Annotated in this window: 24 protein-coding genes; 11 read left to right on the top strand and 13 right to left on the bottom strand. The window is 68.0% G+C overall.

Translation table 11 applies throughout. From position 1 onward, the window contains the following. Positions 1 to 89: 89 nt before the first annotated feature. The 3 genes from BLR21_RS42840 to BLR21_RS31045 are packed head-to-tail and all read left to right on the top strand — an operon-like array spanning position 90 to position 819. Positions 90 to 296 carry a DddA-like double-stranded DNA deaminase toxin gene (locus BLR21_RS42840; protein ID WP_090011587.1) on the top strand — a complete coding sequence of 69 codons (207 nt, stop codon included), beginning with the start codon at positions 90 to 92 and terminating at the stop codon, positions 294 to 296. 23 nt (positions 297 to 319) lie between these two features. Beyond that, on the top strand, positions 320 to 421 hold the full coding sequence (locus BLR21_RS44740) for a hypothetical protein (protein ID WP_420843924.1): 102 nt from the start codon (positions 320 to 322) through the stop codon (positions 419 to 421). Further along, complete coding sequence (locus BLR21_RS31045; protein ID WP_176929876.1) at positions 409 to 819, top strand: Imm1 family immunity protein; 411 nt, start codon at positions 409 to 411, stop codon at positions 817 to 819. Before BLR21_RS44740 ends, BLR21_RS31045 begins: the two co-directional genes overlap by 13 nt. A gap of 14 nt (positions 820 to 833) precedes the next feature. On the opposite strand, the gene BLR21_RS31040 is transcribed toward BLR21_RS31045, so the two are convergent. From BLR21_RS31040 to BLR21_RS31030, 3 genes are read right to left on the bottom strand one after another with little or no spacing between them, the layout of a single operon-like run. Continuing rightward, positions 834 to 1289, bottom strand: coding sequence for an Imm1 family immunity protein (locus tag BLR21_RS31040; protein WP_176929875.1), 456 nt, complete (start codon positions 1287 to 1289; stop codon positions 834 to 836). After that, complete coding sequence (locus tag BLR21_RS31035; protein WP_090011581.1) at positions 1286 to 2002, bottom strand: DddA-like double-stranded DNA deaminase toxin; 717 nt, start codon at positions 2000 to 2002, stop codon at positions 1286 to 1288. Before BLR21_RS31035 ends, BLR21_RS31040 begins: the two co-directional genes overlap by 4 nt. A 16-nt stretch (positions 2003 to 2018) precedes the next feature. Continuing rightward, positions 2019 to 2762 carry a maleylpyruvate isomerase family mycothiol-dependent enzyme gene (locus BLR21_RS31030; RefSeq protein ID WP_090011579.1) on the bottom strand — a complete coding sequence of 248 codons (744 nt, stop codon included), beginning with the start codon at positions 2760 to 2762 and terminating at the stop codon, positions 2019 to 2021. A 109-nt stretch (positions 2763 to 2871) separates the two neighbouring features. Between BLR21_RS31030 and BLR21_RS31025 the strand changes: the two genes are divergently transcribed. Beyond that, complete coding sequence (locus BLR21_RS31025) at positions 2872 to 3723, top strand: helix-turn-helix domain-containing protein (protein ID WP_176929874.1); 852 nt, start codon at positions 2872 to 2874, stop codon at positions 3721 to 3723. Then, the gene (locus BLR21_RS31020) at positions 3698 to 3874 is read left to right on the top strand and encodes a DUF397 domain-containing protein (protein WP_090011575.1); all 177 of its coding nucleotides are present in this window, start codon (positions 3698 to 3700) and stop codon (positions 3872 to 3874) included. Before BLR21_RS31025 ends, BLR21_RS31020 begins: the two co-directional genes overlap by 26 nt. Here BLR21_RS31020 and BLR21_RS31015 read toward each other — a convergent pair. Beyond that, positions 3858 to 5186: an O-antigen ligase family protein gene (locus BLR21_RS31015; RefSeq protein ID WP_090011573.1), complete on the bottom strand. Its 1329-nt coding sequence runs from the start codon at positions 5184 to 5186 to the stop codon at positions 3858 to 3860. The two genes, BLR21_RS31020 and BLR21_RS31015, sit on opposite strands and share 17 nt — an antisense overlap. Continuing rightward, a complete protein-coding gene (locus BLR21_RS31010) occupies positions 5165 to 5995 on the bottom strand; it encodes a YveK family protein (RefSeq protein ID WP_143027938.1) in 831 nt (276 codons plus the stop codon). The genes BLR21_RS31015 and BLR21_RS31010 overlap by 22 nt, the downstream gene beginning before the upstream one ends. 137 nt (positions 5996 to 6132) lie before the next feature. Between BLR21_RS31010 and BLR21_RS31005 the strand changes: the two genes are divergently transcribed. After that, positions 6133 to 7098, top strand: coding sequence for a TolB-like translocation protein (locus BLR21_RS31005; protein ID WP_090011569.1), 966 nt, complete (start codon positions 6133 to 6135; stop codon positions 7096 to 7098). On the opposite strand, the gene BLR21_RS31000 is transcribed toward BLR21_RS31005, so the two are convergent. The 3 genes from BLR21_RS31000 to BLR21_RS30990 are packed head-to-tail and all read right to left on the bottom strand — an operon-like array spanning position 7091 to position 10796. Beyond that, entirely contained in the window at positions 7091 to 8284 is a 1194-nt protein-coding gene (locus BLR21_RS31000; protein ID WP_090011567.1) for a rhamnosyltransferase WsaF family glycosyltransferase, read from the bottom strand. The two genes, BLR21_RS31005 and BLR21_RS31000, sit on opposite strands and share 8 nt — an antisense overlap. Further along, positions 8281 to 9729 (bottom strand): lipopolysaccharide biosynthesis protein, encoded by a 1449-nt coding sequence (locus BLR21_RS30995; protein WP_090011757.1) that lies wholly within the window; start codon positions 9727 to 9729, stop codon positions 8281 to 8283. The genes BLR21_RS31000 and BLR21_RS30995 overlap by 4 nt, the downstream gene beginning before the upstream one ends. After that, positions 9726 to 10796: a glycosyltransferase gene (locus tag BLR21_RS30990; protein WP_090011565.1), complete on the bottom strand. Its 1071-nt coding sequence runs from the start codon at positions 10794 to 10796 to the stop codon at positions 9726 to 9728. Before BLR21_RS30990 ends, BLR21_RS30995 begins: the two co-directional genes overlap by 4 nt. Positions 10797 to 10861: 65 nt before the next feature. On the opposite strand from BLR21_RS30990, the gene BLR21_RS30985 reads away from it, so the two are divergent. Continuing rightward, entirely contained in the window at positions 10862 to 11707 is an 846-nt protein-coding gene (locus tag BLR21_RS30985) for a glycosyltransferase (RefSeq protein WP_090011563.1), read from the top strand. Here BLR21_RS30985 and BLR21_RS30980 read toward each other — a convergent pair. From BLR21_RS30980 to BLR21_RS30970, 3 genes are read right to left on the bottom strand one after another with little or no spacing between them, the layout of a single operon-like run. Further along, complete coding sequence (locus BLR21_RS30980) at positions 11679 to 12905, bottom strand: MFS transporter (RefSeq protein ID WP_090011561.1); 1227 nt, start codon at positions 12903 to 12905, stop codon at positions 11679 to 11681. The two genes, BLR21_RS30985 and BLR21_RS30980, sit on opposite strands and share 29 nt — an antisense overlap. Positions 12906 to 12952: 47 nt before the next feature. Continuing rightward, positions 12953 to 14776 carry an asparagine synthase (glutamine-hydrolyzing) gene (gene asnB, locus BLR21_RS30975; RefSeq protein ID WP_090011559.1) on the bottom strand — a complete coding sequence of 608 codons (1824 nt, stop codon included), beginning with the start codon at positions 14774 to 14776 and terminating at the stop codon, positions 12953 to 12955. 3 nt (positions 14777 to 14779) lie between these two features. Further along, positions 14780 to 16795 (bottom strand): glycosyltransferase, encoded by a 2016-nt coding sequence (locus BLR21_RS30970; protein ID WP_256335048.1) that lies wholly within the window; start codon positions 16793 to 16795, stop codon positions 14780 to 14782. Between the two features lie 129 nt (positions 16796 to 16924). On the opposite strand from BLR21_RS30970, the gene BLR21_RS30965 reads away from it, so the two are divergent. Both BLR21_RS30965 and BLR21_RS30960 read left to right on the top strand, forming a co-directional pair. Then, positions 16925 to 18238 carry a glycosyltransferase family 4 protein gene (locus BLR21_RS30965; protein ID WP_256335047.1) on the top strand — a complete coding sequence of 438 codons (1314 nt, stop codon included), beginning with the start codon at positions 16925 to 16927 and terminating at the stop codon, positions 18236 to 18238. Continuing rightward, positions 18238 to 19533 (top strand): UDP-glucose dehydrogenase family protein, encoded by a 1296-nt coding sequence (locus BLR21_RS30960; protein WP_090011553.1) that lies wholly within the window; start codon positions 18238 to 18240, stop codon positions 19531 to 19533. Before BLR21_RS30965 ends, BLR21_RS30960 begins: the two co-directional genes overlap by 1 nt. 54 nt (positions 19534 to 19587) lie before the next feature. Here BLR21_RS30960 and BLR21_RS30955 read toward each other — a convergent pair whose 3' ends face one another. After that, positions 19588 to 20316: a PIG-L deacetylase family protein gene (locus BLR21_RS30955; protein ID WP_090011551.1), complete on the bottom strand. Its 729-nt coding sequence runs from the start codon at positions 20314 to 20316 to the stop codon at positions 19588 to 19590. A gap of 34 nt (positions 20317 to 20350) precedes the next feature. Here BLR21_RS30955 and BLR21_RS30950 point away from each other — a divergent pair, with 34 nt between their 5' ends. Then, complete coding sequence (locus tag BLR21_RS30950; RefSeq protein WP_256335046.1) at positions 20351 to 20806, top strand: SLATT domain-containing protein; 456 nt, start codon at positions 20351 to 20353, stop codon at positions 20804 to 20806. A 101-nt stretch (positions 20807 to 20907) separates the two neighbouring features. After that, positions 20908 to 21183 (top strand): hypothetical protein, encoded by a 276-nt coding sequence (locus BLR21_RS30945; RefSeq protein ID WP_143027937.1) that lies wholly within the window; start codon positions 20908 to 20910, stop codon positions 21181 to 21183. Positions 21184 to 21234: 51 nt separating this feature from the next. Here the strand turns inward: BLR21_RS30945 and BLR21_RS30940 are convergent, their stop codons facing one another. Beyond that, positions 21235 to 22332, bottom strand: a complete 1098-nt coding sequence (locus tag BLR21_RS30940) for a right-handed parallel beta-helix repeat-containing protein (protein ID WP_143027936.1) — start codon at positions 22330 to 22332, stop codon at positions 21235 to 21237. Between the last annotated feature and the right edge of the window lie 210 nt (positions 22333 to 22542).

Here is a 22542-nt window from a genome sequence, read left to right as displayed (position 1 = left end):
ATAGATCCGGGACGTCCTCGATCCCTTCCGAGCTCTCCGCGGAGCGCGCGAACGAGTTGCGCGAGGAACTGCCTCCACCGGTCAATCCGATGACCGATCCCGGACGCAGGACGCACGGCCGTTGGGTCGGGCCTGACGGCCAGGCTCATGCGATCGTCAGCGGGAAGGACGACGATTCCCAAGCCGCCGGCGCGTTGCTTCAACGCCTGGGCATGCCGGTGCGGAGGATCACCAAGTCGTCGGACGTCGAGATGAAACTCGCCGCACGCACAACGTTCCGTGCCGGGGCCAGCTGAGTTGCGACACCCTCGTACCGATCATGCTTTCGGAAGGTGCGACCCTGACGGTGCACGGTGTGAACAGGGACGGCACGCTGTTCAGGAAGCGATACACAGGAGGTGCTCGCCCGTGGTGGCGCTAGAAGCGTGGTTCGACGGCGACGCGGAGGACCCGACGATCGTCCGCACCTCGGATGAGCTGGACGCGGTCCTGGACACCATCGCCGCGTGGCCTTACCCCGGCCAACTCCAGCTCCTCATCGCCGACAACCCCGGCTATGTGGTACTGGACGTCGGCCTGAACGGTGCCAAGCAACGCGGGGTCCTCTTCTACTCGAACCAGGAGCTCCCAGACGCTTACGCGAGTCAGGGAAGTGACACGGTGGATCCCGCTCCCATCTACTACTACATGGGGTCTGACACCGAGTTCCCTGCCACCGCCGAGATCCCCCTCGCTGACGTCCGCCGCGCCGCACACGAGTACATGAGCACGGGTGGCGGTCGCCCTCACGACATCACCTGGCAGGTTTGGGCCGACTAGCGGCCTTTCGTGCGTCAGAAGGCGTCCGCTTCCTGCCACTGGACGCAGTCCGGACGCACGCCGGTCGACTGGAACTCCCGCAGTGCCTTGCCCACCAAGGACAGCGGCAGCGCCGCATCGGCGGGAAACTCCCTGCGGCTGTCGACGTCTCGATACAACGTCGGCACGTCACCAGCAGGCTCGTCGGCGCGCGTCATCCAGATGCCCTCGACACCGTCAGCGGTCGGTCCGAAGTAGAGCATCGCGCCGACCTCACCCCCCTGGGCGACACCGATCTTGAACATGCGGTCGGGGACTTCGGCAAGCCCGCGCGTCGGTAGCTCAGGTGCGGAAACCTGCGTGGGGTGCGGCTGCTCGTGCTCGACGAGCTCACGGAGCACGCGCTCCAGGTCCGACTCCGAACGGACCGACACCGGCTCGTCCGCGTCGTGGGTGTCGGTGTAGTACCAGACATCCAGCGTGTAGCTCACCGCGTGTCCCTTCCGCGAAACTCCCGCGACCTTACTGGATCGTGCACCCGCAGCACCTGACCCGGGCCGAGCACCCACGGCAGCAGCTTGGCGCAGGACAGCACGCCGCTGCAGACCTTGTTGTTGATGACGAGGTCGACGCGGTCAGCTCCGCCCTGTCTCATCCTCCAGGCGACCTTCATCTCAACGTGCTTGGTGGTCTCGATCCGCTTCGGGTCGATGATGCCGTTCTCGATCAGGTAGTCATTGATCCGCTCGTGCTCGCCGTCTGGCTCGCCACCGCTCTGCACGAGGTCGCTGTGCCCGTCGTCATCGAAGTACCGGCCGCTCGTGATGTGGGTGGGAAGAGTCGCGCGCTGCTGCGCGCCCCAGGAAAGCTCGGGTTGAGCTGTGCGGGATGAGGCAGGTGCCCCCGCCTGGGGTTCCTTTGCCGGAGTTGCGGCGCCCATCAGCGCGGAGACGATGCCGGCGATGCCCTTCTGAGCGGCGTCAAGACGCTCCAGGAGTTCGGCGACGACTGGCTTGACCTGGGCGAACTGTCCTGCGGTCCGCTCGATCTCCGCGGTCAGGCCGTAGGAGCCTTCGCCCGCGGTTCTGATCAGGTCGGCGGCGTCGTCGGCGAGTTCTTCCGCCGCCACCAGCGGCGCCGTCGCGGCAGCGGCTTTGTCAGCCGCGTTGCGCAGCGCTTGCGCGATCTCCTCGAGCATCGCCATCGCTGACTGCCCGGCTTCAGGCGGGTTCCCAGCTGACGAGCCGGTCGAAGACGCGCAGATCGCCCTCGACCTTCAGGTCGTCCGCGGTCTTGCGGCCGTAGAAGGCCAGCACCAGCTCGCTCGCCGTGCCGCTGAACGTCGTGTCGGCCGTGCCCGCGACATCACCGACTCGGGCGCCGCCGGCGTCGAGCGTCACGCGCCAGGTGCGGCCCTCGGTGGCGTGGTAGTCGACGATCGCGGGCTCGTGCGGCCAAGCGGACGTCGTTGCGACGCAGGTCGTCTGGAACTCGTCGACGCCGTCGAGCGCCACCTCCGCCGGCAACGGCTGCGGGGCACCGATGGTGAGCTGGGCGTCGTAGGTGTGGACCGCGATCTCCTGCACCTGGTGGCGTGCGGCGGCGCCTGCGGTGGCCGGCGACTGCGAGTCGCTCCACCACGCCCAGCAGCCGCGGTCCGGGCCGGACTCCTTCAAGGCGTCGACCAGCAGTCGTGACGACTCGGCCATCCATGCCACCAGGTCCTCGCGCGGCGCTTCGACCTGCGTGCGGGCCGGGGGAGCGTCGGCCGGGCCCGCCGCGACGATCTCCGCCCACTTGCGGCGGCCGTCGCCCAGGTGCTGGACCAGGTCGTACAGCGTCCAGCCCGGGCAGCTTGGCACCGGTGCGTCCAGGTCGGGGGCTGAGGCGATGGCGGCGCAGAAGGCGGCGGTGCGTTCCTCGATCAGTCGCAGCAGGTCGGGGAACGCCAGAGTGTTGTGCACGCCGCTGTCTATCACCGGGTCGCAGTGGCCGCACAATGATTAAAGCTGGTCCGTTTTCACCCGAACGAGCCGTTCTATGGAGTTACTTCAACGCCTACGGTCCAAGAGCATGACTGCGAGCATTTCCACCGCGTACAGCCGGGATCTGGGCGACGAACTGCGCAGGTTGCGCGAGAACAACACCAGCTTCGGAGGCCGGGCGATGGCTGTCCAGCTCGGGTGGGACCCGAGCAAGGTGTCGAACATCGAGACCGGCAAGGCCCGCCCCACCGAAGTCGACCTCGCCCAGTACTTGGCGACGTGCGGGAAGGGCATCGAGTTCCTGCAGGACCTCGCCGACCGGTACCGCCACGCCTTCGACCTGTACTTCGCCCAGGTGCCGGATAACCTGCGCACGCTCGCCATGGTCGAGGCAATGGCCACCAAGATCTTCAGCTACGAGATCTTGTCGATCCCCGGCCTTCTCCAAACGGAGGCCTATGTGCGCGCACTGTTCAGGCATGCCGGTTGTGAATCGTTGGACGCCATCGAGAAAGGCGTCGAGGTCCGCATGGAGCGGCAGAACATCTGGCGGCGGCCCTACCGCCCGGAGTGCGTGTTCTATGTGCACGAGCTGGCGCTGAGGCTCCGGGTCGGCGATGCGAAGACCATGGAAGACCAGTACCTCCGCCTGCTCTTCAACGCGGACTTCGTACGGATCGTGCCGGCGGACGAAGTCGGCCTCGCGCTCAAGACACCGCTCCAACTGTTCGAGTTCGGCAAGGCGTCGCCACTGGCCTACACGGAGACCGATCTGGCCAAGGTGTTCGCGCAGGAGCCCTCAGCCGTCGCGTCGAGCAGGAAGTTCTTCGAGCGGTTGGATGCGGCAGCCCTGGATGCGGAACAATCTCGGAGCATGCTGGCGGCGTACGTCAGCAGTCTTCGAGAGGATCTTCATGACCAGCGAACGGACCTGGCGTAAGAGCTCCTACAGCGGCAGTTCGACCGACAGCGCCTGTGTCGAAGTCGCACTGTCCGCCGACGCGTTGGTGCGGGACTCGAAGAACGCGAGCGGTGACGTCCTCGCGTTCTCCGCCCCGGCCTGGCAGAGCTTGCTCAGCTGGCTGGACTGACCTCGGCCGCCCTGCGTTCGGCGGCCTCCTGTCTGGCTATTCGTAGCAAAGCGCCGGACACGCCGATCAGCATGAACGTCATGCCGGTCGCGACGCTGAACGCGAGCTCGTCGAACGTGGCGGCGCCCAGCGCGGACGTCAGCATCGCGGCCACCAGGCACATCGCGATGCCGCGCACGCCCTCGTCGCGGGACAGCGCGCGGGCCCGCAGTGCCGCGAAGATGGCGCCGAGGAACAGCAGGGCGAAGGCGATCAGGCCCAGGTAGCCGTTCTCGATCATCGTCAGCAGGTACTGGTTGTCGAGGATCGTGTACTTCGAGGGCAGGAAGGTGCCGAAGCCCCTGCCGAGCCACGGGTGTCTGGCGATCTCCAGCCACGCGCCGTCGTAGTCCTTGGTGCGGCCCTGGAACGACGGGTCGTCCTCGATGTTGGAGAACATCGAGGTGACCGTGCCGAACAGGCCCGGCACGACGATGGAGGCGCCGCCCAGGAACACCGCGCCGACGCCGAGCAGCGGCAGGCCTCGTTCGCGGGGGAGCAGGATCGCCATCACGATGCCCGTCACCACCAGGCCGATGATCGCCGTGCGCGAAAGAGACAGGATCGCCATCAGCGCGAGCAGTGACAGGGCGGTCCACCAGCGGCCGACGGGCTCGCCGCGGTCCTTCGCCTGGAACACGAAGTGCGCGGCGAACGGCACACCCAGCACGCACACCAGACCGAACTCGATCGGGTGGTTCACGGTGCCGGCCGGGCGGAAGAAGATGGAGCGCGACTCCAGCGCAGAGTAGCCGTTGTCCTGCACGCGCAGGCCCGGCAGCGAGATGTACGACGCGAGGTCGAGGCCCAGGCCGAACTGGAACAGGCCGACGAACGCGCTGACCGTCAGGCAGGCCACCATCACCCGCAACGCGCGGCTCAGCCTCTCGCCGCTGCGGACCGCGTCGCACACGAAGACCGCGAGCGCCGCCATCGACACGATCCTGATCAGGGCCGAGTCCGACACCGACAGCTCGTCGATCGGGAGATAGCGCCGCGTCGCGAGCGCGTACGTCATCAGGTGCAGGATCACGTAGATCGCGAGGATCGTGCGGACGGCGTTGCGGCCCTTGGCGAGGCCGAGGTGGTCGACGAGGTGCGCCGCGAACCAGACCACCGCCAGGCACATCGCGACGAACAGCGCCGGGGGCAGCGTGATCGGGACGAACGCGATGGTGAACCGGGCGGGAACGACGAGCAGCGCCACCATGTAGAAGATGAGCAGAGTGGCGCCGTCGGCTCGCTGGGTGGTCAGTCGTCTTTCGTCGGCCATGCCGGGTCAGGTTTGGGTGCGGCGATGATGACGGTCTTCTGGTGCGCGTTCGGCATGCCCTGCGGTATGGGACGGTGGGGTGCGGCTCCGTTGCCGTTGGTCTGCGGGTTCGGCCGGACCGGGGGAACGGGCGCCGGCGTGGTGTCCTTCTCGGACGGTGCCGCGTCCTTGTCCTTGCGGCGCTTGACCTTCAGCAGGATCGAGTCGGCGGCGAACGTCGAGGCCAGCGTCAGCAGCAGCAACACGACCGTGGCCGCGCCGACGTAGCGGACCTTGCCGCCGATCTTGGCCGAGGCCGTCGTCGGCTTCACCAGGACCTGCGCGGTGATGAACGTCTGTTCGGGCGCGCTCAACGCCTTCTGCTGCGCCGCGAGCTCCGCCACGGCCTTCTCGAGCACCTTGCCGACGAGGCCTTCGGCCGACTCGGCCGAGTCGGCCTCGGTCGTGACGAACAGCAGCGGGCCGCCGACGGGACCGGTGTTCGCGGTGTAGACGGCCGTGGAGCCCTCACCCGCCAGTTCCTCCGCCGTCTTGGGGTCGCCGAGCACCTGGGTGAGGATCTGCGCGGTGGTGGTGAGGCTGCCGTCGAACTGCAGCAGCGGGTTGACCCTGACGACGTCCTCGGGCTTGGTCTTCTCCGAGTACCGGCCACCGGCCGCGGGGGAGGTGAGGACCAGCACGCCGCTCGACTCGTACCGCGTGGGCACGGTGATGTAGACGGAGAGTGCGAGGACACCGGTGAGCAGCACTGCGGGAAGGGCGATGTACCACCGCCGCCGCAGCACTCGTACGGTTCCCCAGAAGTCCATCAAAATCCCCGATCCGCGGCTCGGTCTTGCGAACGCACTGTTCGTAGGGTATCGCCTGCTTTGAAAATCGGGGTGAGCTGCCAACTGTTACAGGCCGTAGCTGGCGGACGATGAAGGAAGGGAATCCAGGAGGCAGCATGCGTGCAGGACGACTGACCGTGACCATCGCGGCCATTCTCGTGGTCATCGGTGGGACAACGGCTTACGTCGTCACGGCGGCCACCGACGCGAACCAGCCGGCGGGCGCCGAGAAGGTGTCGCAGGCCAGGACCGGCGATCTTCTCTTCGTCGATCTCGCGGGTGGTCAGCACCGGGTCGAGAAGCTCGCCGACGGAGGCTCCCGCACCCCGACGGAGCTGGTCTGCCAGCGGTTCTACGCCGCCGGTGGCACGAGCGTGTGCCTGAAGCTGTCCGGTCCCGGCCCGACCTACTCGGCCGAGGTGAGCCGCGACGGCAAGGCGGTCAGGACCATTCCGCTGCCGGGCATCCCGAGCCGCGCGAAGGTCTCGCAGTCCGGGAACGTGGTGTCCTGGACCAGTTTCGTCACCGGCGACTCGTACTCCGTGCCCGGTGGTTTCTCCACCCGCACCGGCTTCTACGACCTGCGCACGGGCGAGACGGCCGAGTCGCTCGAACATTTCGCCGCCACTGTGGAGGGTGCTCTGCACACAGCCAGTGACGTCAACTACTGGGGTTTGACCGTGGCTTCCGACGACAAGACGTTCTACGCGACGCTCGCCAGCGGCGGTTTCACCTGGCTGGTGAAGGGCGACCTGGTGGCCAAGTCCGTGACGACATTGCGCCGTGACGCGGAATGCCCGTCGCTCTCGCCGGACGGCACGAAGGTCGCCTACAAGAAGCGCATCGGCCGCCTCGGGCCGTGGGACCTCGCGGTGCTCGACCTCGCGACCAACACGGAGACGCGGCTGCCCGGCACGGCCGGCATCGACGACCAGGCGACGTGGCTCACCGCCGGCGAGCTGGCGTTCGCCGCGGTGCCCAAGGACGCCAAGCTCCCGGCCGTTCACGTGGTTCCGGCCGACGGCTCGCAGCCCGCGAGGGTACTCATCTCGGACGCCACGTCGCCGTCCCCCGTCATGTAGCGAGTTCGCGGCGGAGCACCTTTTCCAGCTCATGTCCTGCCGCATCCCAAGAACGTCCCTCCACACTGGACGCGGCCGCACGGGCGACCGCGCCGAAGTCCGGCGATGTGACCACTTCGGACAGAGCACGCGCCAGTGAGTGCGGGGTGGGTGTCGCGTACCGGACGTGGTCGTTGTCCAGGACTACGCGGTTGAAGTGCGCGTCGTTCACCACGGGGATGCATCCGGCCGCGAGCATCTCGTGCGGCACCAGCGACACGTTGGTCATCGACAGTGACAACCCGGCGAAGCAACTGTTGTAGATGGCGTTCAGGTCGTCCGGCGTGACCAGGCCGTGGTCGAGGAACTGGGGCCCGAGGTCGCCGATCTTCTCGCCATAGACGTGGATCTTGAGGTCGGGGTGCTTCTCGGCGAAGACCTCCAGCGCGAGCACGCCGAGTTCGAACGCCCTGCGCGGTGCCTTGCGCCGCGCGTAGAAGACGATGCCGTCGCGCTTCTCGTCGCCGAGCCGGTACCTGTCGGCGTCGCAGCCGAAGTCGAAGTAGTCGGCCGGCATGCCGTGCTCGTCGCGGACCTTGTCGGCGAGGAACCGGCCGGCGGTGAAGCCGTGCATGCCCATCCGGTACGTGTTCTCCGCCAGCGCGTAGAGGCCACCGGACGGGTAGAACCACGGTTCGTAGTCCTGCACGAGGTAGAACCTCTTGCCCGCGCAAGGGTCGTTGAACGCCGGGTACGCGGTGATCCACGCCGTCGCGAACACCGCGTGGGCGTCCGCCATCCCGTCCGTCACGTCGTGGATCGAGCCCTTGAAGAACGGGAACGCCGCGCGGATGCCGGGTTCGACGTCGGCGACCGTGTTGCCGAACGTGTCGTACAGGTACAGCTTGCACTCGTGCCCGAGCGACTCGAGGTGCCGGATGAGCCGGAACATCGTGGTGTGGCCGCCGGAGCCCTTCGACGGGGGAGTGGTGACCCAGTTGACGACAAGCCTGCCGTCCTGGGGGATCGGCGGGATCACCACGGGCCTGCGCGCCTCGACGTCGGCTTTGCGGACGTCTTCCAGCCGCACGGGCAGTTCCTCGCCCTCGGCGCCGAGCCTGCGGGTCGCGGCGGTCAGCAGCCGGACGCCGAGCTGTTTGGCGCCCTGCTCGCGGACGATCCTCGTGACCTGTCTCAGTCGTCTCACGCGCCGGCTCTCTTCTTCAGCACCGCAAGGATTTCGTGTCGCATCGGGAACACCACGAGCGCGTAGGCGAGGCAGGACAGCGTGCCACCGACGAGGATCTGCAGCACCTGGCTGTCGATCGCGTTCCGGACCGCGAGCACTACGGCGACCATCAGCAGACCGCCGAGGAACGGCCGGAGCAGGCGCGTGCCGAGTGCCCCGGCGCGGATGCCGTAGGGCCTGAAGGTGATCAGGTACGCGGGCGTGATGACCAGCACGGCGACGACCACATGTGCCGCCGCGACGCCCCGGATGCCGTCGAGGTGCGCGCCCAGCGCCAGCAACGGCACCAGCGCGCCCAGCCAGACCAGGTGGATCACGAGGATCGCGCGCGACCGGCCCGCCGAGGCGAGGAAGTCGTAGCCGAGTTCGAGCGCGACCCGGACCGCGCCGAGCAGCACCAGCAACGCCAGCGCGGTCGCCGCGGGAGCCCAGCGCTCGCCGTAGACGACGCGGATGAGCGGTTCGGCCAGGGCGGCCAGGAGCACGCACGCGGGGACCGTCACGAGCGCGAGGAGTCCGAGCGCACGCCCGAACGACCTCTGGAACAGCTCGGGATCCTCGCGCACCTTGGAGAAGGCGGCCAGCGACACGCTCCGCACCGGGGCGCTGAACGCCGCCACCGGCCAGCTCGCGAGGTTGAACGCCAGCAGGTAGAAGCCGAGCGGGATGGTGCCGAGCATCGCGCCGACGACGATGTAGTCGACGTTCATCACGCCGAAGATCAGCAGGCTCGACCCCGCGAGCGGCAGGCCGAACGCGAGCAGTTCCCTGGCCTGGACCGGATTCCAGCCGGGCCGGAACCTGTCCTTGGTGAGCCAGAACATGATGACCGCGGCGGAGAGGTTCTGCGCGATCCGCTGCCACGCGAGGCTCCACGCGCCGAAGCCCATGAACGCCAGCACGACCGCGACGGCCGTGCCGCACACGAACGCGGCGGTGTCGGCGTAGAACTTGTGGTCCTGCCGGAAGTTCCGCTGCATCATCGCGCCGGGCACCGCGGACGCGCCCGCGATGACGAGAGCGATCGACATGAGCTGGATGACGCCGGCCGCCTCGGGGGCGTCCATGGCGTTGGAGAACCACGGCGCGCCGGCCGCGCAGATCAGCGCCAGCAGCGTGCCGGACGCGAGGGACAGCGTCGTGACGGTCGGCGCCATCTCGTCGATCGGGCCGTTGTGGCGGACCAGCGCGGCGCTGACGCCGAGTTCGGAGACGCTCAGCACGATGTTGAGCACGACCAGGGCGACCGCGAACACACCGAACTGCTCGGGTGCGATCAGGCGGGCCAGCAGGATGCTGATGCCGACCGCGGAGAGACGTTGCAGCAGCGAGTTGATCGCGCTCCAGCGGATCGCCGAGGAGACCTTGCCCTCGAGCTGACCCGTGTCCTCTTGCGTCGTCACCACTCGCCCCGCCACTTCCACCGCTGAGTCCCGATGAACAACTTCGCCCTCTTGTAGGCGTGTGGCGCGAGGAAGAGTTGCGTCCGGCTCAGAAAAGAGGGGCTGAACTTCTGGCGTCGCAACAGAGCGCGATGCTCCGGTAGCTCTTCGAGGTCCGGATAGGTCTCTCGGGCGAAGTCGAGGAGTTCCTTCTCGGTACCGTCGAGCTGGTCGCGGTCGTGCAGCCGCACCGCACGCCACAGTGCGTCTGCCGCGATCGCCTTGTGCGCCAGCGTCCTGAGCCGCGCGGGCAGACCGGGGTTCTGCTCCAGCACGAGGTCGAAGACGTCACGGCGCTGTTCCAGGTCGGCGAACACCGACTTGAACGTCGTGCGCATCATCGAGTTCTCGTGCACCCGGTAGTACGCGCCGGGCCTGCCGCTGACGTAGCCGATGTCGGACACGGCCGCGATGCGCAGCCACATCTCCAGGTCGCCGGCGTGCGGCAGGTCGGAGCGGTAGCCGCCGACCTTCTGCTGGATCTTGGTACGCACCACGACCTCCGGCGAGGAGATCACGTTGCGGCTGCTGCGGAAGCGGTTCTCGATCCACTCCTCGCCGCGCCAGACCCTCGAGGTGGCCGGCAGCTGAGTGACCCTCGGCAACGCGTTGTGGTCGCTGTAGTAGACGACGCGGCCGTAGACCATGCCCACGTCGGGGTTCTGCTCGAAGACCCCGGCCGCGCGCTGCAACGCTCCCGGCGCCAGCAGGTCGTCCGCCGACAGCAACACGGTGTAGTCGGCGGTCGCCCAGTCCAGCAGGCCCTCGTTGTAGGTGGCGATGTGCCCTTTGTTCACCTCGTGCCGGTAGCCCTCGACGCGCTTGTCCGCGGCCATCAGTTCGGCCATCACCTCGGGCGTGTTGTCCGACGACGTGTCGTCGATCACAAGCACTCGCACATCCACACCGGGCTGGTCGAGGACACTGCGGACGCAAGCCGGTAGGAAGTGGGCGTAGTTGTAACAGGGGATCACGACGTCCACTGTGGGAAGCGTTGGCACAACCTGAGTATCGGTACCGCCCGGCATTCGTTAGCGCCGCAACGTTTTGGTCTCATCAGGCGATGTAGGCGATGACCGGAGTAAGGGGAGTCATGGCCGACCACGTCATCCTGACGCGCTTCAACCTGCCTTCGAAGGGTGCGGAAAGTTACGTCCGGGCAAAGGAAGGATGGCTGACCGAACGCGTTGCGCTGTTCGAGCGCTACTGCCTGCCATCGGTGCTCGCGCAGACGGACAAACGGACGCGTTGGCTCATCTATTTCGACCCCGAATCACCGCAATGGCTCAAGGACAGAATCGGCTCACACGGTGACGCGTACACGCCCGTTTACCGTGCGGAAGTGTCGCGGGAAGAACTGAGGTCGGACATCCGATCGCTTTTCTCCCAGACCGGCTCCGAGCTGATCACCACGAACCTGGACAACGACGACGGCCTCTCTGCCGACTTCGTGGAACGCCTCTGCGCGGCCCCCCGTCCCACGACCACGGCGGCGTACTACCTGGTCAACGGCCTGATCAAGTCTCCGGGCGGGCTCTACCACCGGGTGGACCGGCACAACGCGTTCGTCTCGGTCCGCGAGTCCTGGGACGCGCCGGTGACGTGCTGGGCGCACTGGCACAACCACATGCACCTGCATTTCCCCGTGGTGGAGCTGGGCGGGGCGCCGGGCTGGCTGCAGGTCGTGCACGGCGGCAACGTGTCGAACCGCACACGCGGCCGGCTCGTCTCCCCTGAGCCCTACAAGGCGTCGTTCGGGGACTCGCTGGACGACGTGTCCGCGCCGGGCGCGATCGCCGTGGCGCAGGACCGTCTGGTGGATCAGCCGGTCCGGTTCCTGCGCGACTCCGGGCGGGTCGCTGCCAAGAACGCGGCCATGAAGGTCCTCGGCAAGGGTGGCTTCGAGAAGATCAAGCAGAAGCTGGCGTCTCGCGGTTAAGACCGTATGCGGCGATGAGTGTCACGGTGAGTGCTGCCAGCGCTACCGTGATGCTCGTCCCAAAACTGGAGAACTGCAGCAGCAGTCCAAAGGCGACGGACGAGACGAGACGGCCCAGCGCCTGCCCGGTCTGCACCACTGAAAGCCCCGACGCCCGCAGCGACTCCGGTGCCGTCTCGCTCACCTTGGCCGACAGCACGCCGTCCGTCGCCGCGTAGAACAGGCCGTGCAGCAGCAGCGCCGCGATCGCGACCCCCATGCCGCCCTCGGGGATGAACAGCAGCGCGTACACGCCGAGCAGCAGCGCGTGGCCGGCGAGGAACATCCGCCAGCGCCCCACCCGGTCCGACAGCTTCCCCAGCGGCGCGGCGGCGGCGAGGAAGACGATCGCGGTGCCGAGCGGCAGCAGCGGCAGCCAGCCGAGCGGGATGTTCGTGGCCTTCTGCACCAGCACGTAGACGAACGCGTCCGACACCGTCGCGAGGCCCAGCATCCCGGCGGAGATGGTCGTGCGGCGGAAGTTCCTGTCGGTCAGCAGGTTCAGCCCGGCCCGGAACGACGGCCGAGGTCCCTTCGGCTTCTTGCCGGTCGGCGTGTCGCGCACGAACGCGATGAGCACGATCAACCCGATGACCGCGAACGCCGCCGACACCGCGAAGATCGGCCCCGGCACTGTCCCGATCTGGAAGAGCAGCAGGAACGTGATCAGCGGGCCCAGCAGCGCGCCGAACGTGTCCATGCTCCGGTGCACGCCGAACGCCGCCCCGAGCCGGTCGGCGGGCGTGGCCAGGGAGATCATCGCGTCCCGTGGCGCGGTCCGGATGCCCTTGCCCGCGCGGTCCGCCGCCATCAGCGCGCCGATGCCGAACGGGGAGGCGCCGACCAGCGGGAAGAAGATCTTCGTGGCGGCGGACAGTCCGTAACCGGCGGCCGCGACGGCCTTGGGCCTGCGGAACCTGTCCGAGACGCTGCCGCCGACCAGGCGCAGCACCGCCGTGGCACCCGTGTAGATGCCGTCCAGCAGGCCGAACTGGGCGTAGCCCACGTTCAGCGTGAACAGCAGGTACACCGGCAGGAACGCCGTGATCATCTCCGCGGAGATGTCGGTCAGCAGGCTGACCGTACCGAGCGCGAACACCGTGCCCGGCAACCGCTTGCGGAAGTCGGTCTTGGACGGGCGGGAGGAGGCCACGTACACGGGTCACCCACCTGCCACGGAAACGAAATCCCTGTTCATGGACCGTCCTACCAGCTGAGCGTTTGGTGCCACACCTCTAGCGACAGCAGCGTCCAGATACGCGGCTGCTCGTTGCGGTCACCGGAATCGTGGTCGTCGAGCAGAGCGCGGACGGCCGCGCGGTCGAAGGTCCTGCCCACGAACGACGTGGGCCCGGTCAGCAGGTCGTAGGCCATGTCGCGCAGGCCGTCGCGGAACCACGCGTCGAGCGGCACCTTGAAGCCGGACTTCGGCCGATCCACGATGTCGTTCGGCAGGTGCTGGCGCGCCACCTCCTTCACGACCCACTTGGTCGTGCCGCCGCGGACCTTCACGTTGCTGGGCAGCGAGAACGCCAGCTCGGCCACGCGGTGGTCGAGGAACGGCGGGCGCAGTTCCAGCGAGGCGGCCATCGACATGCGGTCGCCGCGTTCGAGGAGGTTGTCGGCGAGCCAGGTGTGCGAGTCGGCGTAGAGCATGCGCCGCAACGCGTCCCCGCGCCCGTTCTCGTACGGCGCCAGCACGGACCGGGTGGCGGGACCGCCCAGCAGCGCCGCCCGTTCGGACACCGTGAAGGGCGCGAACCAGCCGCGCATGCGTTCGGCGTAGGACGGTTCGGAGATGGCGCGCAGAGCGACACCCAGCCGCGCCTTGGAGGCGGGCAGGGCCTTTTCCAGGCGCCTCAACGCGAACGACGGCGCGGCACCGGCGAACCGGGTGGCCGCGGCGAAGCGGTACTTCGGGTAGCCGCCGAACAGCTCGTCGCTGCCCTCGCCGGACAGCACGACCTTCACGTCCCGGCGCGCCAGCTCGGCCAGCCGGAACACGGCCACGTCGGCGGGTTCGGACAGCGGCGCGTCGCGGTGCCAGGAGAGCTTGGCCCAGCTGTCGCGGAAGTCGTCGGCCGTGACGATGACGTTGTGGTGCCTGCTGCCGACGAGCGCGGCGACCTTCTCGGCGTGGTGGATCTCGTCCACGCGCGGGTCGCCGAAGCCCGCGGAGAACGTGTGCAGCTCGGCGTCACCGCGTTCCCGCGCCACCAGAGCCGTGATGAGTGACGAGTCGACGCCGCCGGACAGGTAGGCCCCGACCGGCACGTCCGCGACCAGGGCGTCGCGCACGGACGCGGTGAGCGCCTCGTCCACGAGCCGCACGGCCTCCTCGGGCGTGACGGAACGGATCTCCGACTCGCGCGGAAGCTCCCAGTACGGCTCGGTCCGCACCTCGCCCTTCGCGGTGACGACCAGGTGGTGGCCCTGCGGCACCTTCCGGACGCCTCTGACCAGCGTGTGCGGCGCGGGCACCGAACGGTGCGCCAGGTAGTCGTGCAGCGACTCGTGATCCACCTCGGCCGCGCCGATCGCGGGCAGCAGCGCCTTGATCTCGGACGCGAACGCGAACATCTTCGAGTCCGCGTAGTAGTAGAGCGGCAGGATGCCGAGCCGGTCGCGGAACAGGTGCGTTTCGCCGGTGTGAGCGTCGTGGATGGCGTAGGCGAACTGACCGCGCAGCTTGGCGACCGCGGCCGGCCCGTGCTGTTCGTACAGCGCCAGCAGGACCTCGGTGTCGCCGTTCGTGCGGAACGGGTAGGACAGCTCGGTGCGCAGCTGCCGGTAGTTCAGGATCTCGCCGTTGAACGCGATCGTCGTCGTGCCGGACGCGCCCGCCATCGGCTGCGGCGACCCGGCCAGGTCGATGATCGACAGCCGGGTGTGCGCGAAGCCGATCGAGCCGTCCGACCAGAACCCGCTGTCGTCGGGACCACGGTGGTGCAGCCGTTTCGCCATCTCGGCGAGGACCTCGCGCGAGACGGGTGCGCCGTCGAACCGTCTGATGCCTGCGATACCGCACATGTCCTAGCGCTCCCCAGAAGAGGATTTTTCGGCGATCCGCATGAGCTCACGGGCGCGGGAGTCCCACGACGAGGCCAGCACGGCCGCCCGGCGTTCGGCCGGGGTCTTCAGGCCGCCGTCCTTGAGCGTGAGCCGGATCTGGTCGATGAAGTCGGCCTCGCCCTGGGCGATCCGGATGACGTCGCCGTAGCGCTCGACCTCGGGGAAGTCCGTCGACACGACGGCCAGGCCCAGAGCCAGGTACTCCTTCATCTTGATCGGGTTCGCGTGCTTGATCCAGTCGTTGTCCAGCCACGGCATCAGCGCGACGTCGAAACCCGAGCCGTAGCCGGGGATCTGGTCGTAGGACCGGAAGTCCAGCCAGTGCACGTTGGGGTACCTGTCGTAGCGCTCCATGGAGCAGGTCGCGTCACCGATCAGCACGACCGACGCCTCGGGGAACTCCTGCGCGACCTTCTCGATCAGGTCGAAGTCGACCAGGTAGTCGTCGAGGCTGCCGAAGAACCCGATGCGCGGGCCCGGAATGCCCGCGATGTCCGCGGGAAGTTCGGTGCGGCGGGTGAAGTGGCCGACGTCCACACCGTGGTCGAGGAAGTGCGCCCTTTCGCCGGTCAGCGCGGATTCCTCTTCCTGCAACGCGCGCGACACGTAGAGCACCGTGTCCGAATTGGACAGCAGCTGGTTCTCCAGCGCGGCGATCGTGCCCTGGTCGGCCTCGGGGAACGCCGAGTGCCGGTCGGAGCGGTTGAAGATCAGGCCCTTGGTCTTCATGGGCTGCACGACATCCCACGCGGTGGGGATCGTGGCGACGACGACCGGCGTGCCCATCCGCAGGAAGAAGCAGACCGCTTTCACCTGGGTGCGGACCAGGACCGAGTTGAGCTTGCGCAGCCACGGCTTGCCGTAGAACGGCAGGGGAGCGGGCGTCATCACGTAGAAGTTCGGCGTGTCCTCGATGGGTTGCCGCACGAGCTTCGCGACGCTCATGGCCTTGCGGAAGATCCGGCGCAGGAACTGCGTGCTCTTGCCGGGCGAGGGCATCCGCAGGCCGATGCTGTTGACCAGCAACACCTTGCGGTGCTTGGCGACGCGGCGCAGCAGCTGGAAGTCCGAGTGGGCGCGGTTGTGGTACCACCAGTCCTGCGCGGAGAAGCACAGGTAGCTCGGGCCCTCGGAGGCCACTTCCTCCGGCCAGCGGCGCATGCGGAAAAGCCCCTTCAACGCGGTGCGGTGCTTCGGCGAACGCGCGCGAAGCCCTTCGTTCACGACCACGGCGAGCCACATGAAGAAGGCGGCGAAACGCCCGTGCAGTTCGCGGTGCAGGCGGACCTTGTTCGCGGTGAGCATCGACCACAGCCGCGCGTTCGTGGAGACCTCGCCGCCGATGTGCGTGACCACCGCGCGCGGCTCGAACCAGACACCGCCGGCGCGCAACATGTACTCGGTTTCCTCCGAATAGAGGAAGTAGCGTTCGTCCAAAAGGCCGTGCTTCTCGATGACCTCGCGCCTGACCAGCCACGCGCAACCCGTGGCCCAATGGGCGGCGTGCGCGCCCTGGTAGGCCTTCGCGTCGGTCACGGTCTCGCCCAGGCCGATCCGCCCGGCCCTGGTGCCCCCGATGAGGGCTTCCGCGAGGGCGCCGGCGGAGCTGGGCCTGCGGCGCAGCGAGTAGGAGAGCGCGCCACTTTCGTCGACCAGGCGGGGCGCGACGATCGGCTTTCCGGCCGCGTGGAGTGATTCCACGGCTCCGGGGTGCAACCGGATGTCGGCGTTCAGGATGAGAACGTCGTGGCCCTCGGCGGCTTTGATGCCCAAATTCACACCGGCGGCGTATCCGGCGTTGACCGGGCTGCGCAGAATTTCCACGCCGGGTCGAGTGGCGGCCGCCACAGTGCCATCGGTCGAGGCGTTGTCGACGACGATCACCCTCACGTCGTCCGGCAACGAGTCCAGGCATCCCGCGATGACCTGTTCGCTCTGGTAAGTGACGATGACCACCGCGACAGGTGACCGCTCCACAACCGCTCCTCGCATTTGAGTCTCTGCGCGCTACATCGAGTGCCTCGCAACCTCCGTTACGAGATTCGCTGCATGTGTAACCGTTTTGCCCTCCGAAACGAGAACCAGAGCGTGACGTCTTCGCCTCACGTGTTGATCATTGTGCAGAACCTCCCCGTACCGCTGGACCGCCGGGTGTGGCTGGAATGCCGTGCCCTGACCAACGCCGGGTACGAGGTTTCGGTGATCTGCCCCAAGGGTCCGGGTGATCCCGCTTACCAACTTCTCGACGGAGTGCACATCTACAAGTACGCTCCGCCGCCCCAGGCCGAAGGCGCGCTGGGCTATGCGTGGGAGTTCCTGTACTGCTGGGTGCGCACGGCGTTGCTGAGCGTGAAGGTACGTGCCCGCAGGCGGTTCGACGTCATGCAGGCGTGCAACCCGCCGGACACGTACTGGGCCCTGGCTCTGCTGTGGCGGCTCGGTGGCGTGAAGTTCGTCTTCGACCACCACGACCTGAACCCCGAGGTGTTCCTGTCGCGCTTCGGCGAGCCCAAGGGCGTCGCGGGCAAGGTGCAGTACCGGATCCTGAAGTGGCTGGAGCGCCGCACGTTCCGCACGGCCAACCGGGTGACGTCGACCAACACCTCGTACCAGAAGATCGCCTGGACGCGCGGCGGCGTGCCGCCCGAGCACACCACCGTCGTGCGCTCCGGCCCGGACACCACCGTGATGCGGCCTGTCGAGGGCGTGGACGAGCTTCGACGCGGCGGCAAACATCTGGTGGCGTATCTCGGAATCATGGGACCGCAGGACGGCGTCGACGGGGTCCTGGAAGTCGCACGGAGAGTTGTTTTCGACCACGGCCGCACCGATGTCAGGTTCGCGCTGCTGGGCTTCGGCGACTGCCTCGAAGACCTGAAGAAGCAGGCCACGGCCTGGAAGCTCGATCCGTACGTCGAGTTCACGGGACGGGTTGGGCCCGAACAGATCAGCCGCTACCTGTCGACCTCGTCGGCCGGTCTCGGTCCGGATCCGTTGTCGCCTTTGAACGACGTGTCCACTATGAACAAGACCATGGAGTACATGGCCTACGCCCTGCCGGTCGTCACGTACCGGTTGCAGGAGACCGTGGTGTCCGCGGGCGAGTGCGCCGTGTTCGTCGAGCCGGGTGACGTCGAGGCGTTCACCACGTCGCTGCTCGACCTGCTCGACGACGCCGAACGCCGTGCGCGCCTCGGCTTCGAGGGCCGGCGGCGCTGCGAGGCGGAGCTGGACTGGCGCCCGCAGGCCGAGAACTACGTGGCGGTGTTCGACGGGCTCACCGGCTTCGCCTCGCGCGGCCCGTTCCCCGACGGCAGGCCCGAGCTCGGCGCGGGCACCGACCAGTGGGGCAACAAGTTGATCGACGTGAGCGACGACGCCGTGCTCCGCGCGTTCGCCGTGACCCGAACGGGAGAATGATGTTCGTCAGAAGGATCGCTGTCGTCGGCACCGGCTACGTCGGTCTGACCACCGGTGCCTGTCTCGCCTCGCTGGGTCACCGCGTGGTGTGCGCGGACGTCGACGCCGGCAAGGTCGAGCGCCTCTCGCGCGGTGAGGTCGACATCCTCGAACCGCGTCTTGCCGAACTGGTCGCCGAGGGTTTGGCCTCCGGTCGTCTGTCGTTCGTTCTCGGCGCGTCGGCCGCGGTGGCCGACGCCGAGGTCGTGTTCCTGTGCGTGCCCACGCCCATGGGGGTCGGCGGCATCGCGGACCTGGCGGCTGTCGAGTCCGTTGTGGACGAGACGCGGGACCTGCTGCCGTCCGGCACCGTGATCGTCAACAAGTCCACCGTGCCGGTCGGCACGTCGATCCGCACCGCCGAACTGCTGCGCCGGGACGACGTCGCCGTCGTCTCGAACCCCGAGTTCCTGCGCGAGGGCTCGGCCGTGCACGACTTCCTGAACCCGGATCGCATCGTCGTCGGCTGCGACCAGCAGGACGCGGCCGAGCGCGTGGCCGCCCTGTACGCACGCCTTGGCGCGCCTACGGTTCTGACGGACGCGGCCTCCGCCGAGATGGTCAAGTACGCGGCGAACTGCTTCCTCGCGATGAAGCTCTCGTACGTCAACGCGGTCGCGGAACTGTGCGAGCGCCTCGGTGCGAACATCACCGACGTCACCGAGGGCATGGGCTACGACAAGCGCATCGGCCAGGCGTTCCTGAACCCCGGCCCCGGCTGGGGCGGCTCGTGCCTGCCCAAGGACACGCACGCGATGCTCCAGGTCGCGGACGCCGCCGATTTCGAGTTCCGCCTGCTGCGCGCCACGATCGACACCAACGAGCGCCAGCGCCAGCGGATGGTCGAGAAGGTCCGCCTGGCCGTCACCGGCAAGCGTGGCGGCTCGCTGTCCCACGTGCGCCTGGGACTGCTGGGCCTGACGTTCAAGGCCGGCACGGACGACCTGCGCGACTCGCCCGCGTTGGCCGTGGCGGCGTTGCTGAAGCAGGCGGGCGCGGAGCTCGTCGGCTACGACCCGGCACTCGCCGGTGGCACGGACCTCGGCCCGGTGTCCGTTGTGGACGATCCGTACCTGGCGGCCAAGGACGTCGACGCCCTCGTCGTGCTGACCGAGTGGCCGGAGTTCCGCTCGCTCGACTGGGCGCGGCTGGCCGAGACCGTGCGGCAGACCGTGGTCGTCGACACCCGGAACATCCTGGACCCGGACGTCATTCGCCGCGCTGGCCTGACCTGCACGTCGCTGGGCCGCCGTTAGTCCTTTTGAGACTGTCTTCGGGGCGTTCGCCGTTCATGGCGAACGCCCCTTTGCTCACCAGCGCGGCAGATCCGGCCCGTGGTGCGTGATGCCGGCGAAGAGGTCGGTCTCCGGCAACGGCGCGTTCGTCGTGTCGATCGCGCGGATGTAGGACTCCGCCGCGAACCGCTGCTGCGCCGTCAGCTTCCCGATGAGCGACTGGCTTTCGTAGCAGTGCAACGCTTTGCGCTTCACGTCCGCCACGCCTGAGGTGTCGATCGTCGTCGTGGCAAGGCTGTCGTGCGCTTCCAGGTACAGCTTCGCCGGAATGCCGGTCTCCTTGACCGCGTGCTGTGCGACCCGTGCCGCGTGCACGTGATCGCGGTGCTGGTGCGGGTTGTGGTGGTCGTGCGTGACGACGACCTGCGGGCGGAAGTGCTCGATCAGCGCGGCCACCCGCCCCGCCGCCGTCTCGACCGGGATGGAGCAGAACGCACCGGGCGGCACCTCGCCCGTCTCGCCGGAGTCGTGATATCCCAACAGTTCCAGGTCGGTGACGCCGAGCACATCGCACGCCGCGTTGAGCTGTGCCCTCCGCCGCGCCGCCACCGCCTGCGGGTGGTGGTTCAGCTCACCGGGCTTGATGCCACCGGGCATGTCGCCCAACTCGCCGCTCGTACACGTGACGAGGACGATCCGCACGCCCTGGCGGGCGTAGTGGGCCAGGATTCCTCCGGTCGACCGCGACTCGTCGTCGGGGTGAGCGTGAACGGCCAGCAAGGTTCTCGGTCCATCGAACTGCACGCGGGGAAGTTACCTCGAAACTATTGTCTTGCCGGTGACCGACTTGCCGTCTGGCCTGAAGCCGCACGAACTCGCACAACACCTGCGCGGACAGATCGAACGCGGGCACGCCTATGCCCGTGCGCGCAAGCACCGGTTCAGGTGGAAGTCCGTAACTGTCCGACTGACCACTTTGGTGCTTTCGGCGGTGTCGACGATCATCCTCGGCCTGCAGAACCTCGACCCCTGGACGGGGACGGCGTTCTCGCTGGTGGCGGTGGTGACCGTGGTGTCCGCTTTGGAGCCGTTCTTCGCTTGGCGGTCGCTGTGGGTGCTGATGGAGGAGGCCAGCTACAGGTTCCACCGGCTGGAGGACGATCTCTCGTACTACGTCGCGTCCACTCCGGCCGACGAGGTGGATCCGGAGCGGGTGCGGGAGATGTTCGAGCGGTACCAGGAGATCTGGGACTCGCTCAGCGGCCGCTGGCTGAAGTTCCGCGACAACGGCTGAGCGGGTGCCGCGGCCGGTAGGGTCGATCTCCGCTGTCCAAGGATCAGGGGGTTTTCATGTCGGACGCTTGGGCTTTGGTGATACCGGTCACCGTCATCGTGGTGATCGTGCTCGTTGGGATCGTCATGAAGAAGCTGCAGAAGTCCTTGTTCAGCGCGCTGGGCGCTTCCATGCCGGAGACGGCACCCGGTGCCGCGCCTTTTTCCGGGTTCCAGCAGTCGCCGCAGGAGAGCCGGGAGGATTTCGTGCGAAGGCACTGGCAGCGCCCCGGCGTGGTGGCCGACGGCGTGACCCTGGTCGATCTCTACGACCGCATCCGGGCCCTCGAGGAGCGCCTCGCCGAGGCCGAGCGCCGTTCCACCGCACCGCCTGACTGAGCCCACGCACCGCCTGCGCCGCCGGCGAGGGCTCGGCGGCGAAGACGGTGACTACGGAGTGCCCGCGGGCTTGCCCTTGGCGTCCGGCGCGCCGGCGTCGTGCAGGAAGTTGTCCTGCCACACCGCCCACTTGTAGGAGGCGCCCTTCTGGCTCACGTAGGCCGCGCCCCACCCGGTGCCGCTGAAGCGGTTGTTGATGGACTTCATGTTGCGGCCGTAGACGTTGTCGAAGCCCGACTCCAGGCCGAGCTGGTAGCCGCCGCCCTCCAGGAGGTTGCCCTCGACGGTGACGTTGTCGATGTCGCCGCCGTAGGTCTGGATGAACAGGGCGCCGGTGTCGTTGCCGGTGGAGCAGTCGATGCGGTTGTTGCGGAACGTCAGGGTGCGGCCCGCGTTCTTGTCGAGCGGGAAGTCGCGGACGGTGGCGCCGTCGTTGTGCGACTCGCCGTCCGAGCGCAGGCCGCGGACGTAGTTGCCCTCGGCCAGGCCGCTCAGGCTGCTGCCGGTGTTGTAGAAGCAGATGCCGGAGCCCATGCCGCTGATGTAGTTGCGCTGCAGGGTGCCGACGCCGAGGAACGCGCAGGAGCCCGCGATGGTCTTGGCCGGGAGGGCCGAGCCGTCGATGTTCGAGTCGCGGATGGTGACGGGGGCGCCGGTGACCTGGCAGGAGTTGCTGCCGCACGGGCCGTTCGTCGTGATCAGCGGGGCGGTCTCACCGAGCCTGGTGGGGCGGACGCAGGACTTCTCGATGGTGATGTTGCCGGCGAACAGCGTCAAGGCCTGCTCGACGCGCTTGCCGGAGATCACGGTGCCGGCGGCGGGGGCGCCGGGGCCGGTGTAGAGCGGCAGGGAGTCGCAGTTCAGGCCGTGCGCGGCGAGGCCGGTGTTGCCCTGGGTGAGCTTCCAGCCGGGGGAGCCGGACGGGGCGGGGCTGTTCGCCGGGGGCTTCACGGGGCCGTTGGTGGCGGGCTTCGTGGCCGAGCTGGGTGCCGCCGAGCTGCTCGGGGCGGCGGAGGAACTGCTGGGGGTGCTGGTCGAGGTGGCGCTGCTGCTGTCCGCCACCGGTGTCGGTTGGGCCGCCTCGGTCGGGGAGCAGGCGGCCAGCACGATGACACCACCGGTCAGCAGTACGGCCAATCTCAGTCTCACGGCTGGTTCTACCTCCACGCGCGTTCACGACGGGGGACCGTGAACTCGCTAATTGTGTCGTCGGCCGTTGCGGAATGTGTACAGAACTCGTGCGTCGGAGTTCGTACGGGGCCGTTGAACGGTCAGCACACTGCCCGGCACGACGGGTGGAGTCAAGCGGATCTCCTTGTGCCGCAACATCATCTTCCGCCCGGAAGGGAATGTTCCGTC

The organism is Lentzea albidocapillata subsp. violacea, from assembly GCF_900100275.1.
GTDB classification, from domain to species: Bacteria; Actinomycetota; Actinomycetes; order Mycobacteriales; family Pseudonocardiaceae; genus Lentzea; species Lentzea violacea.
This window is presented reverse-complemented; position numbering and strand designations above follow the sequence as displayed.

Excerpts from the sequence above, each read along its gene's own strand:
- BLR21_RS31020 (WP_090011575.1), top strand. The coding sequence starts at position 3,698 with ATGACCAGCGAACGGACCTGGCGTAAGAGCTCCTACAGCGGCAGTTCG.
- BLR21_RS31005 (WP_090011569.1), top strand. The coding sequence starts at position 6,133 with ATGCGTGCAGGACGACTGACCGTGACCATCGCGGCCATTCTCGTGGTC.
- BLR21_RS30985 (WP_090011563.1), top strand. The coding sequence starts at position 10,862 with ATGGCCGACCACGTCATCCTGACGCGCTTCAACCTGCCTTCGAAGGGT.
- BLR21_RS30960 (WP_090011553.1), top strand. The coding sequence starts at position 18,238 with ATGTTCGTCAGAAGGATCGCTGTCGTCGGCACCGGCTACGTCGGTCTG.
- asnB (WP_090011559.1), bottom strand. The coding sequence starts at position 14,776 with ATGTGCGGTATCGCAGGCATCAGACGGTTCGACGGCGCACCCGTCTCG.
- BLR21_RS42840 (WP_090011587.1), top strand. The coding sequence starts at position 90 with ATGACCGATCCCGGACGCAGGACGCACGGCCGTTGGGTCGGGCCTGAC.
- BLR21_RS31025 (WP_176929874.1), top strand. The coding sequence starts at position 2,872 with ATGACTGCGAGCATTTCCACCGCGTACAGCCGGGATCTGGGCGACGAA.
- BLR21_RS31015 (WP_090011573.1), bottom strand. The coding sequence starts at position 5,186 with ATGGCCGACGAAAGACGACTGACCACCCAGCGAGCCGACGGCGCCACT.
- BLR21_RS30990 (WP_090011565.1), bottom strand. The coding sequence starts at position 10,796 with ATGCCGGGCGGTACCGATACTCAGGTTGTGCCAACGCTTCCCACAGTG.
- BLR21_RS31010 (WP_143027938.1), bottom strand. The coding sequence starts at position 5,995 with ATGGACTTCTGGGGAACCGTACGAGTGCTGCGGCGGCGGTGGTACATC.
- BLR21_RS44740 (WP_420843924.1), top strand. The coding sequence starts at position 320 with ATGCTTTCGGAAGGTGCGACCCTGACGGTGCACGGTGTGAACAGGGAC.
- BLR21_RS31035 (WP_090011581.1), bottom strand. The coding sequence starts at position 2,002 with ATGGCGATGCTCGAGGAGATCGCGCAAGCGCTGCGCAACGCGGCTGAC.